The sequence below is a fragment of the Rhodoferax sp. genome (genome assembly GCF_010365055.1).
GTDB lineage: Bacteria > Pseudomonadota > Gammaproteobacteria > Burkholderiales > Burkholderiaceae_C > Rhodoferax.
In genome coordinates this window covers 1-10,790 of record NZ_JAAFHA010000109.1, presented here as the reverse complement: position 1 = coordinate 10,790, position 10,790 = coordinate 1, and the positions used below count along the sequence as shown (strand labels likewise).

Sequence of the window (10,790 nt, the reverse complement as noted above, 5' to 3'; positions counted from 1 at the left end):
CGCAGACGCCGCTTGAAGCCAACACCATCGCACTCAGCATTGCCAAGCGGGTCAATGCCAAACGCATCATCAAAGGCAAGTCGATGGTGAGCGAAGAGGTGGGTTTCAACCACGCCATGGAAGCGGCTGGCATTGAAGCCTTCGAGTCCGACATGGGCGAGTACATTGTGCAGCTCGCCGGTGAAACGCCGTCGCACATCATCATGCCGGCCATCCACAAGACCAAGCAGGAGATTGCCCAACTTTTTGCCGACGAGATTCCGGGCGTGGCCTACACCGAAGATGTGGACGCGCTGATCCGCATTGGCCGCAAAGTGCTGCGGCGCAAGTTTGCCGAGGCGGATATTGGGCTCTCAGGCGTGAACTTCTGCGTCGCTGAGACCGGCACCCTGTGCCTGGTCGAGAACGAAGGCAACGGCCGCATGTGCACGACCGTGCCGCGCGTGCACATTGCGATTACCGGCATCGAAAAGGTCGTGGAAAAGTTAGAGCACGTGCCGCCGCTCTACAGCCTGCTGTCGCGCTCGGCCACAGGGCAAGCGGTCACCACTTACTTCAACCTGATCAGCGGCCCGCGCCAGCCGGGTGAAAAGGATGGCCCCGAAGAAGTGCACCTGATCCTGCTCGACAACGGCCGCACCCAGGCCTATGCCGATGAAGAGTTGCGCGAGACCCTGAAATGCATCCGCTGTGGCGCGTGCATGAACCACTGCCCGGTCTATGCCCGGATTGGCGGCCACGCCTATGGCACGACTTACCCGGGCCCGATTGGCGCCATCATCTCGCCGCACATGCTGGGGCTCGATGCCACCTATCCGCTCGCTTTTGCTTCGACCCTGTGCGGCGCCTGCGTCGAGGTGTGCCCCGTCAAGATTCCAATCACCGACATTCTGGTGCGCCTGCGCAGCGAGGCCATGGCGCGGCCCGACAGCATTGAGGCCACCTTGCGCGGCAGTGGCGCTGCACGCACGACGTCGGGCACGGCGGGGTGGAGTGTCTGGGCGCAGGTCTACAGCAAGTCGGGCTTGTACAAGCTGGCATCGTGGTTCATGAGCCGGGGCCGTGCCCTGTCGCCGACCGAACAAGGCGCCTGGACACGCAGCCGCACACCGCTGATTCCGGCGCCGAAACGCCTGCGGGACCTCTTGAAAGACAGAAAACCGTGAGCTTGTTGGTTCAAGCGCGGTCGCAAATCCTGGCGCCCCAGCAACTCATCACCTAAGCCCAGCGCCCATTCAGCTCAGCACCACGCTGCTCAGGCGGCGCCGGTAGGTCGCCACCACCGGGTCCACGGGTGGAATCTGGCCATCCGCCACTTTGATCGGGGGCGGCTCGATCAGGTCCAGAATCGCAATATAGGTCTTGCGCGCCAGCTCGTCGGCCCAGCTCTTGTCGCGCATCAAAATTTCCAGCAGCTCGTCCATGGCGCCGGTCCAGTCTTGCGCTGCGATCAAGGTCTGGGCCTTGCCGAAGCGGGCGTCAAAGTCGCGCTTGTTCGCTGCAATCTTTTCATCAAATCCGCCCGTAGCCCCCGTCAAATCTGCGCGATCAGCTGCAAAATCAATAGCATTCATCCAGCGCTGCAGTGAATCAAAGCGGCGCACCAAACTGGTCTTGGCAATCACCGGGGCGAAGGCGACTTTGGCGTCGTCCGTGCGGCCTTCTTGCAGCAGCCGTTTGACGTAGTTGAAGCGGGCCTCTTCGTCGTCCGGGTTCTTCAGCACGGCCTGCTGCAGCGCCTCGCGGATCGCGTCCGGGTCGTTGTCGGCGGGCGCGTCCGACACCGTCTCAGCCGTCACCTCGGCTTCCAGCACCTCGCCGGCGGGCAGGTGTTTGTCCAGAAACGCCTTGATCTCGCCCTCCGGCAGGGCGCCCATGAAGCCATCGACCGGCTTACCCTGGGCCATCAGCACGCAGGTGGGGATGCTGCGCACGCCAAAGGCCTGGCTGAGTTCCTGTTCCTGGTCGGAGTCGATCTTGACCAGCTTGAAGCGCCCGGCGTAAGCCGTCTCCAGCTTTTCCAGCAGCGGGCCGATGACCTTGCACGGGCCACACCAGGGTGCCCAGAAGTCGACCAGCACGGGAACAGTCATCGAGGCGGCAACCACCTCGGCATCAAAATTTGCAATCGTTACGTTCATCATGGGGGGCAGTTCGGGTTGGGTAAGTAAAATTCAATTTAATCAACTTGCGGGACAGACCGCAGCCGGCTAAGCGTAGCGCACTGGCAAGCACTGTCGTCAACACTATGAAAATTCAAATCGGTGTCGTTATGGGTTCCAGCTCCGACTGGGACACGATGCAACACGCAGTCCACATTCTCCAACAGTTTGGCATCACGCACGAGGCCCGTGTGGTTTCGGCCCATCGCATGCCCGACGACATGTTTGCTTACGCCGAAACGGCGCGCGCGCGCGGCCTGCAAGCCATCATTGCCGGGGCGGGCGGCGCGGCACACTTGCCAGGCATGCTGGCCGCCAAAACCACGGTACCGGTGCTGGGCGTACCGGTGGCGTCCAGGCATCTGTCGGGCGTGGACTCGCTGCACAGCATTGTGCAAATGCCCAAGGGCGTGCCGGTGGCGACCTTCGCCATTGGCGCGGCCGGCGCGGCCAACGCCGCGCTGTTTGCGGTGGCGATGCTGGCCAATCACGACAGCGCGCTGCGGACTCAGCTTGACGCCTTTCGTGCCGCGCAAACCGAAACCGCCCGTGGCATGACCCTGCCGCCCGTGCTATGAGCGGCCAGACTGCCGCCGCGCCGGGCCGCCCCAAGCCAGGCATGGCCCCCGCGGGGGGCAGCGAAGTACGCGCAGCGACAAGCGTGGGGGCGGCTATGCTGCCCGGCACCACCGCCGGCGCCGGCAGCGGCCAGCAAACCACGCTTGGCGTCATGGGCGGTGGCCAATTGGGCCGCATGTTTGTGCAGGCGGCGCAAGCCATGGGTTACTTCACTGCGGTGCTCGACCCGGACGTGGTCAGCCCCGCCGGGCTGGTGAGCCACTACCACATCCAAAGCGATTACCTGGACGAGCAGGGCCTGGCGCAGCTGATGCAACGCTGCGCGGCGATCACCACCGAGTTTGAGAACGTGCCGGCACCGGCCCTGATCACGCTCGGCTCGCACCGTCCCGTGGCACCGAGTGCCGAGGCGGTCGGCATCGCACAGGACCGGATCAAAGAGAAAGCGCATTTTGTGCGCTGTGGCGTGGCGGTGGCACCCTATGCGGTGATTGAATCTGCCGCGCAACTGGCGGCGGTGGCCGACGATTTGCTTCCCGGCGTCCTGAAGACTGCGCGCCTGGGCTACGACGGCAAGGGCCAGCTGCGGGTCAGCAGCCGCGCCGGGCTGGCGGCTGCCTGGGATGAACTGAAGAACGTGCCTTGCGTGCTGGAAAAATTGCTGCCTTTGCGAGCCGAGTGTTCGGTGATCGTGGCGCGCGGCTGGGACGGCACCTGCGTCAACTTCGCGCCGCAACTCAACCTGCACCGCGACGGCATTCTGGCAGTCACCCAGGCTTATGAAGGAAATATGCCTCCAGCCCTCGTGCAACAAGCGGTAGCAGCTACCAAAGCGATAGCAGATGAATTGCAGTACGTGGGCGTGCTGTGTGTCGAGTTTTTCTGGCTGCAAGACGGCTCAAAAGCGGCGCAGACACTGGGCAGCCTGATCGTGAACGAGATGGCGCCGCGCCCGCACAACAGCGGCCATTACACGCTGGACGCCTGCGATCTGTCGCAGTTTGACCTGCAGGTGCGCACGCTGGCCGGCCTGCCGCTGCTGCAGCCGCGCCAGCACAGCCCGGCCATCATGCTCAATTTACTGGGCGACTTGTGGGTCGACGGTGTGTCGCCGCCGTGGGACCAGGTGCTGGCGCTGCCGGGTGCGCATCTGCACCTGTACGGCAAGCTCAAAGCCAGCAAGGGCCGCAAGATGGGGCATCTGACCTTCACCGGCGCCACCGTGGCCGAGGTGCGCACCACGGCGCTGGCGGCAGCACGGTTGCTGGGCATTGACGCCTTTTGAGTGCCACATCAAGCATGATCCTGGATGGTTTTGCCGCAAGTTCCATAGCGCTTGGTGCCCAACGCATCAGGGCTGGCGGCTTATTGGGCTTGCCCACTGAGACGGTGTACGGCCTGGCAGCCGACGCTGAAAACGACGCGGCCGTGGCGCAGATCTTCAAGGCCAAGGGCCGCCCGGCGGACCACCCGCTGATCGTGCATGTGCGCGATGCAGGCTGCGTGGGACACTTTGCCGCCCAGGTGCCGGACTTTGCCGACCGGCTCATACAGGCCTTCTGGCCCGGGCCGCTGACGCTGATCTTGCCGCGCCGCCCCGGTGTGGCCAGCGCGGCCGCCGGAGGGCAGGACACGATTGGCCTGCGCTGCCCGTCGCACCCGGTGGCGCAAGCGCTGCTCCAGGCGCTGCTCCTGAACGGGGGGCAGACTCCCACTGACTCTGAAAGCGCAGAGCCGCAAGAGAAAGAATGGGCATCTCAGCCCCATGGGGTCTGGGGCATCGCCGCCCCCAGCGCGAATCAGTTTGGCCGGGTCAGCCCGACCACTGCCGCACATGTGCAAAGCGAGTTTGGCCCTGACTTGCTGATTCTGGACGGTGGCGCCTGTACGGTTGGCATCGAGTCCACCATCATCGACTGCACACGCGGCCAGCCGGTGCTGTTGCGCCCCGGCGCCATCACGCGCGAGCAGGTGCAGGCGGCTTGCGGCCTGAAAGTGCTGTTGAAGGACGAGCTTGCGGCGTACGCTGCACCTGCGCCCAAGGCCTCCGGCACCCTGGCATCGCATTACGCACCGAAGGCCACGGTGCGGCTGATGGATGCGGCTGCGTTGCAGGCTGCGCTCGCTCGGTGGGTGGCCGATGAGGCTGCGAGTGGCCCTGCAGCCAACATTGCGGGCGCGACGCAGGCTCAGGTCCCCGCGCTGCCGGCGATTGCCGTCTATGCCCGCAGCGTGCACCCAGGCCATTCGTCCCGGCTGCTGTCGCAACGCATGCCCGCTGACGCGGCAGCGGCGGCGCGGGAACTGTTTGCCGTGCTGCGCTACCTGGATGCTCAAGGCGTCCAACAGATATGGATTGAAGCGCCGCCCGCCGGTGCCGAGTGGGAAGGCGTGCGCGACCGCCTGCAACGGGCCGCCAGCCAGGTTGGCAACCCAAGCTGGCGAGATCGACGACAGCCATGAAAAGTCCCCCTGCGAATCTCTTGAACCACAGGGGCGGTCGGGTGTTTTAGGTCGGTCGTTTAGAACTTGTAGCCGACCGCAATGCCATAGGAGTCGGGGTCGAGTGCAATATCCTGCGTCTGCCCAGTGGACAAGGTGGTCTTGGTACTCAGCATGGATTTGCTGTAGAACACGTCCACAAACCATTTATCGCCAACTGCCAAGGTGGCACCGATTTGTGGCGTCAGGACAAACTTTGAATCGATTGATAACTTGGTCGGCGGGCCACCCGGATTGGTCAATGCCGTCAATCTGCCACTGCCTTCTTCATTGAAAAAGTACGCATAAGTCGCGCCCAGACCGACGTAGGGGCGGAGCTTGGCGCCGGCTTCCAGAAAACGGTACTGCAGAAACACGGTCATGGGTAGAACTTCCACTGAACCGATTTGACCGACCCCCGCTATGGCCCCAGCACCGTTGATTTTGTGCTTGAAGGGCAAGGCCAATGGCAGGTCGACCGAGATGTTGTCGGTGTACATGTAACTGATGCCGCCACCAAGTTGGGTGTCAGCGTCGACATCGGACTTGGTGCCGGGGAAGCTGGGTGCGCTCAGGTCGCCACTGGTGACGTCCGGCGAGACCGTCGTGGCGCTCGCGCGCACCATCCAGGTGCCGGCGCTCTGGGCCTGAGCGATGCCGCCCAAACCCAACAAGGTGGCTGCCAGTAGCCATTGACTGCTGTTGTCTTTCATGATGATTCTTTATGTTCGGTGCGGATCAGAGCCAGCCTGCCTGGGCCAACGAGCGGGCGACAAGCTCGCTCATCAGCTGATAGCCGTAAGGCGTCGGGTGAAAACCGTCGGAGAAGGCGTAAGTCTTCCACCAATTGGCCCCTCCCGTGGCGCCTGCAGGCGGAGTCTGCGCTGACAGTGCATCGCCGGTACAAGTTTCAAAGTTGTAGGCAGGTAAGCCGTCTGCCCCCAAGCCGCTCATAGGGCAGGCGGGTGTTGTCACATTGGTCAAGCCAAATTGCTCTGGATGCGCGATTTGCTCATTGAGGTTGCTGTACAGATCCACGACGACCACGGCGCCATTGCCGGCAGCGCGACTGCTGAGCTGGGTGTTGAAGGCCTGGACCCAGCCTTGGAACAAGGCTTCGGACTGGGCGCGGGCGCTTGCTCCAGCGGTCGCAGCAGCAGCTGCAGAAGCGCCTTCAGCCAAATTTCCATCGCTTGTGGCCTTGGCAATGCTGTCAAGCACCATCTGGAAGCGGGGCGTCTTGGTAATGCCTGGCACGTTCACAATGGCGACGTGGGCCGCGCCTTTGTCCAGTGCACGAGTCTGAATGGCATCGTAAAAGTAGTTGGCCAACGTTGTCATGTAGGAGGCGCCTGCTGCCGGAAAATCAGCCTGCCCTGTCGGCATGGTTGTTCCGGGCAGCGAACCAAGTAAACCCATATAGGCTGCCCCGCCATCGGTAGCGCCCTTCAAATACGCACCCACCAGATCAGCCGCATCGTTGCCGCCACCGTCAATCAGCAGCAGGTCGCTGCTTTGATGGTTGGCCGCCGCACTCGCGTCTCCGAGTTGCTTGATGATGGAAAATGGGGCGGCTGCGCCACCGACGCCCAAGTAGTTGATGCGTCCGCCGCCGATGGCAAAACTGGTGCAGCCGACCGTCGGATTGGCGATGAAGGTGCTACCCGTGAACTGGTACACATTGCACAAGGGGGTGGAAATTCCCAACGCTGCCGCTGTGCGTTCAGTCCAGATCTGATGAGTGCTACCCTGCACCGAGAAAATTCGGCCGTACGTAGACCCTGCTCCCAGTCCGCTGAAAGTGCCACTGTCCGACAGGCTGTCACCCATGACCTTGACCGCCCTAAACCCAACCCTGGGTGACTGATCTCCATCGCCTCCACCGCCGCAGGCTGCGACCAACAGTGCCGCGCTCAATGCGCTCGCCAGTGTTTTGAAATGCCTCATCGTGTGACTCCGGTATGAAAAATGAAAAATAGAACGCTCGTGCTATTTGCAAACTGAATCATAGGATGTCAGCCGTGGCGGCAACATCGGGGTAAACCCCGCTTCGACGATTAATAACTACGCGACCCAGGGCGCGGGACTGGGGCCGATGAATGCGATTTACCGAAACCGCAGTTTCATCGCCAGGATGCCCCCGGCCAGCGCCAGCGTGATGACGTTGGCGATGACGATCGGCCAGGCGCCCAGCAACAGGCCATAGACCAGCCAGCAGGCGACACCGGCGGTAAAGACGCTGTACATGCCCAGCGAGATGCCGCGCACGTCGCGGGTCTTGAAGGTGTGCCAGGCTTGCGGCACGAAGCTGACGGTGGTCAGGACCGCGGCACAGTAGCCAAATGTTTCAGTCAGGGACATGGGCGCCATTGTCTCTCACCGTCCAGTCCAGCAGCGCGTCGATGGCCGGGCGGGCGGCACTGGCATTGGGGTGATTGATCAAGGCGACCAGCACATAGCGCTGGCCGCTGGCCGCGTGCACATAGCCCGCCGCCGCGACCACATCGCGCAGGCTGCCGGTCTTGAGGTGGGCCCGCCCAAGCAACTGCGCTTGACTGCGTTTGAGCGTGCCGTCAACACCGGCAATCGGCAGTGAGCTCATCAGCTCGGGCATCAGGGGTGATGCGTAGGCCGTTTGCAGCAGGCGCATCAGCGCCTGGGCGCTGATGCGCGACTCGCGTGACAGGCCGGCGCCGTTGTCCAGCGTGGGCGCATCAAGCGTGCTGATGCGTTGCTGCCACCAGCGCTGCACCACGTCGCGCGAGGCGGCGCGTGTGGCCGGCCCCTGCGCTGACAGGCTGAGCGTCAGAAAAACTTGCTGCGCCATCACGTTATTGCTGTACTTGTTGATGTCGCGGATCACCTCGGCCAGCGGCGGCGAAACGGTCTCAAACTTCGGCGGCAGGGCCAGTGTCAGCGGTGGCACGGAACCCAGGCGCACACGGCCGCTGAGCTGGCCGCCCATTTGTTGCCACACGCCAGCGACGGCGCGCGCGTTGTAGCTGGCCGGGTCGGCATAGGCGACGGGCCAGACTTTTTCCAGGCAGCCCGCCGGGTAGCTGCCCGCAAAGCGGATGCGCGCCGGGTCAGAAAAATCGGCCCTGAGCGTCGCCCGGTAGTCGCCACAACCGCCATTGGTGCCGGTGGGCTTGTTCGCCAGCGGCACGCTGGCCTGCATCTGCACGCCGAACAAAGGTGGCTCGAACTGCACCGAGGCGGTGTTGGCCACCAGGTCCGGCACAAAGGTCATGACGCTTGACTTGAAGTTGAGCAAGAGCGCCTCGGGTGCGGCGTTGTAGGGGCGCAGCGGTTCACCGTCAAAGCTGGCCGGGTCCGCGTCCATCGGCGCAAAGGCGCTCTGGTCCAGCACGATGTCGCCCGCTATTCTTTGAATGCCCAGACCCTGCACCCGGCGCAGCAGCAGCCACAGGCGCTCGGCCACCAGCTTGGGGTCGCCCTGGCCCTTGATGTAGAGATTGCCAGACAAGGTGCCGTCCTTCACCGCACCGTCCAGATAGACCGGCGTGCGCCATTGGTAGGCCGGGCCCAGCAGGTCGAGCGCGGCGTAGGTGGTGACCAGCTTCATCACCGAGGCCGGGTTCATGGGGGTTGTGCTGCGGTGGCTCAGGCGCGGCTGCAATTTGCCCTCGGCGTCCACCACCAGCAGCGCCACCGCCTCGCGCGGCACCCCGGCGCGCGCCAGCGCCACGTCCACTTCGGGCGGGAGGTTTTGGGCCAGGGCGGGCCACAGCAGCACGGCCCCGATCAACGTAGCCAACAAACGATAGGGGAAAGTCATGCGCCCATTATCGAGCCGCCGCTGCGCGCCATCGATGCCACGGATAATGGGGCATGCCTGCTCCCTCGCCCTCCCATTCAAGCGCCTTTTCACCGCGCACCATCGGCATCGCCGCCGCCGTCGTCACGGTGCTGGTCTGGACTTCGTTCATCCTGATCGCGCGTGCCTCCGCTGACCCGGCGCGGGGTGGCACGCTTAATCCCTTTGACATTGCCTTTTGCCGCATCGTCGGCGCCAGCCTGATCTTGCTGCCCTGGGGCGCCTGGCTGAGTTACCGGGATCGCGACCGCGGCATCGTCGGGCAGTCGTCCTTGCTGGGCGTGTCGCCGCTGTCCTGGCGCGTCACCGCCACGGTGGGTTTTTTTGGTGGGTTGCTGTATGCGCTGGTGGCCTACAACGGTTTTGTGTTTGCCCCGGCGGCGCACGCCTCGGTGCTGTTGCCGGGCAGTTTGCCGCTCTGGACGGCGCTGCTGGCGGCGCTGATTTTGCATGATCACATCACGCCACTGCGCGCGCTGGGGCTGGGGTTGATCGTGCTGGGCGACCTGCTGGTGGGTGGCAAGAGCCTGGTCGGTGCCTTCGACGGCGGCGAGGTCTGGAAGGGCGACCTGCTGTTCATGGCCGGCGCCATGAGTTGGGCCACCTACAGCGTGCTGGCGCGGCGCCACCACCTGGACGCAGTGCGCGCCACCATCGCCATCACGGCCTTTGCCTTTGTGACTTATGTGCCGGTCTACAGTGTGCTGGTGCTGGGCGGCTTCGTGCCCGGCCAGGTGTTCAGCGCGCCGCTGCGCGAGCTATTGTTCCAGGCGGTGTTCCAGGGTTGGGGCTCGGTGGTGATCTCGGGCATCACCTTCACCAAAATGATCCAGTACTTTGGCCCGGTGCGCTCGACCATGATCACGGCCCTGGTGCCGGGGCTGTCGGCCCTCGGCGCGGTGCTGTTGCTGGGCGAGCCGCTTTACTGGAATCTGGCCGCCGGCCTGGTGCTGGTGACGCTGGGCATTTTGTTTGGGGTGCGCGCCGCAGCACCGATTTCGAATAAGACCATAGCTGCTCAGGCAGGTAGCACGGGGGCTGGAGGCTGATTTGATGCTTATTTGTTCACAATCAGCCCTCGGTCGTGGCACTGGCGCAGTCGCCGGCCTGATTCATCCTTCGCTCTGGAGCTGGCGATGAAGCTGCTCGCCTTTGACACCAGCACCGACCTCATGTCCGTCGCGGTGCAGCGAGACGGCGCAGCTGCCGGCACGCCGCCCCAGGCCTGGCAGCACAGCGGGCCCGGCGGCGCGCAGACCTCAGCGCAGCTGATTCCGACCATCCAGCGCCTGATGGCGCAGGCCGGGCTGCAGTTTGCCGAGCTGGACGCGATCGTCTTTGGCAGTGGACCGGGCTCGTTCACCGGCTTGCGCACCGCCTGCGCGGTGGCGCAAGGCCTGGCCTTTGGCGCGAATTTGCTGGTGTTGCCGATCGACACCTTGCTGGCGGTGGCGGAAGAAGCGCGGTTTCAAGAGGCCAGCAGCCTGGCTCAGTGGCGGGTGACCGCGCTGCTGGACGCCCGGATGGACGAGATGTACGCCGCCAGCTACGCTTTCAATAGTGGCAAGTGGAAGCAGATCAAGGGCTACAGCCTGATTCGACCTGAAGATTTGACCTTGGACTCCGACGGCCCACTGGCCGGCAACGTGTTTGCCGGTTACGGCGCGCGTCTGCCCGATGGCGCCCCGCGCATTGAGGCCCTGCCCACGGCCAGCGCACTGTTGCGGCTG

General features: G+C 64.0%; 11 protein-coding genes. 6 read left to right on the top strand and 5 right to left on the bottom strand.

All coding sequences use genetic code 11. The annotated features are described in order from the left end of the window. On the top strand, positions 1–1,166 hold a 1,166-nt coding region (locus GZ093_RS17900), incomplete at its 5' end, for a lactate utilization protein B (protein WP_296488630.1). Positions 1,167–1,235: 69 nt separating this feature from the next. Here GZ093_RS17900 and trxA read toward each other — a convergent pair. Further along, positions 1,236–2,144 carry a thioredoxin gene (gene trxA / locus GZ093_RS17895; RefSeq protein ID WP_296488627.1) on the bottom strand — a complete coding sequence of 303 codons (909 nt, stop codon included), beginning with the start codon at positions 2,142–2,144 and terminating at the stop codon, positions 1,236–1,238. A 104-nt stretch (positions 2,145–2,248) separates the two neighbouring features. Here trxA and purE point away from each other — a divergent pair, with 104 nt between their 5' ends. The 3 genes from purE (at position 2,249) to GZ093_RS17880 (ending at position 5,204) form a co-directional block, all read left to right on the top strand. Continuing rightward, positions 2,249–2,740 carry a 5-(carboxyamino)imidazole ribonucleotide mutase gene (gene purE, locus GZ093_RS17890; RefSeq protein WP_296488625.1) on the top strand — a complete coding sequence of 164 codons (492 nt, stop codon included), beginning with the start codon at positions 2,249–2,251 and terminating at the stop codon, positions 2,738–2,740. Positions 2,741–2,835: 95 nt separating this feature from the next. Next, entirely contained in the window at positions 2,836–4,026 is a 1,191-nt protein-coding gene (locus GZ093_RS17885) for a 5-(carboxyamino)imidazole ribonucleotide synthase (RefSeq protein WP_296488636.1), read from the top strand. A 14-nt stretch (positions 4,027–4,040) separates the two neighbouring features. Beyond that, entirely contained in the window at positions 4,041–5,204 is a 1,164-nt protein-coding gene (locus GZ093_RS17880; protein ID WP_296488632.1) for an L-threonylcarbamoyladenylate synthase, read from the top strand. Between the two features lie 59 nt (positions 5,205–5,263). Here the strand turns inward: GZ093_RS17880 and GZ093_RS17875 are convergent, their stop codons facing one another. The 4 genes from GZ093_RS17875 to dacB form a co-directional block, all read right to left on the bottom strand. Continuing rightward, positions 5,264–5,935, bottom strand: a complete 672-nt coding sequence (locus GZ093_RS17875) for an OmpW family outer membrane protein (RefSeq protein ID WP_296488622.1) — start codon at positions 5,933–5,935, stop codon at positions 5,264–5,266. Positions 5,936–5,960: 25 nt separating this feature from the next. Next, positions 5,961–7,169 carry an SGNH/GDSL hydrolase family protein gene (locus GZ093_RS17870; RefSeq protein WP_296488619.1) on the bottom strand — a complete coding sequence of 403 codons (1,209 nt, stop codon included), beginning with the start codon at positions 7,167–7,169 and terminating at the stop codon, positions 5,961–5,963. A 159-nt stretch (positions 7,170–7,328) separates the two neighbouring features. Next, on the bottom strand, positions 7,329–7,583 hold the full coding sequence (locus GZ093_RS17865; RefSeq protein WP_296488617.1) for a SemiSWEET transporter: 255 nt from the start codon (positions 7,581–7,583) through the stop codon (positions 7,329–7,331). Further along, positions 7,570–9,021, bottom strand: coding sequence for a D-alanyl-D-alanine carboxypeptidase/D-alanyl-D-alanine-endopeptidase (dacB, locus tag GZ093_RS17860; RefSeq protein ID WP_296488615.1), 1,452 nt, complete (start codon positions 9,019–9,021; stop codon positions 7,570–7,572). Before dacB ends, GZ093_RS17865 begins: the two co-directional genes overlap by 14 nt. A 53-nt stretch (positions 9,022–9,074) precedes the next feature. Between dacB and GZ093_RS17855 the strand changes: the two genes are divergently transcribed. Further along, positions 9,075–10,109, top strand: coding sequence for a DMT family transporter (locus tag GZ093_RS17855; protein WP_296488613.1), 1,035 nt, complete (start codon positions 9,075–9,077; stop codon positions 10,107–10,109). 87 nt (positions 10,110–10,196) lie between these two features. Next, positions 10,197–10,790, top strand: a 594-nt coding sequence (gene tsaB / locus GZ093_RS17850; protein ID WP_296488610.1) for a tRNA (adenosine(37)-N6)-threonylcarbamoyltransferase complex dimerization subunit type 1 TsaB, incomplete at its 3' end; no start/stop codon positions are given.

What these genes read in the sequence shown, in the direction of transcription:
- trxA (WP_296488627.1), bottom strand. Translation starts at nt 2,144, where the DNA reads ATGATGAACGTAACGATTGCAAATTTTGATGCCGAGGTGGTTGCCGCC.
- purE (WP_296488625.1), top strand. Translation starts at nt 2,249, where the DNA reads ATGAAAATTCAAATCGGTGTCGTTATGGGTTCCAGCTCCGACTGGGAC.
- GZ093_RS17885 (WP_296488636.1), top strand. Translation starts at nt 2,836, where the DNA reads ATGCTGCCCGGCACCACCGCCGGCGCCGGCAGCGGCCAGCAAACCACG.
- GZ093_RS17880 (WP_296488632.1), top strand. Translation starts at nt 4,041, where the DNA reads ATGATCCTGGATGGTTTTGCCGCAAGTTCCATAGCGCTTGGTGCCCAA.
- GZ093_RS17875 (WP_296488622.1), bottom strand. Translation starts at nt 5,935, where the DNA reads ATGAAAGACAACAGCAGTCAATGGCTACTGGCAGCCACCTTGTTGGGT.
- GZ093_RS17870 (WP_296488619.1), bottom strand. Translation starts at nt 7,169, where the DNA reads ATGAGGCATTTCAAAACACTGGCGAGCGCATTGAGCGCGGCACTGTTG.
- GZ093_RS17865 (WP_296488617.1), bottom strand. Translation starts at nt 7,583, where the DNA reads ATGTCCCTGACTGAAACATTTGGCTACTGTGCCGCGGTCCTGACCACC.
- dacB (WP_296488615.1), bottom strand. Translation starts at nt 9,021, where the DNA reads ATGACTTTCCCCTATCGTTTGTTGGCTACGTTGATCGGGGCCGTGCTG.
- GZ093_RS17855 (WP_296488613.1), top strand. Translation starts at nt 9,075, where the DNA reads ATGCCTGCTCCCTCGCCCTCCCATTCAAGCGCCTTTTCACCGCGCACC.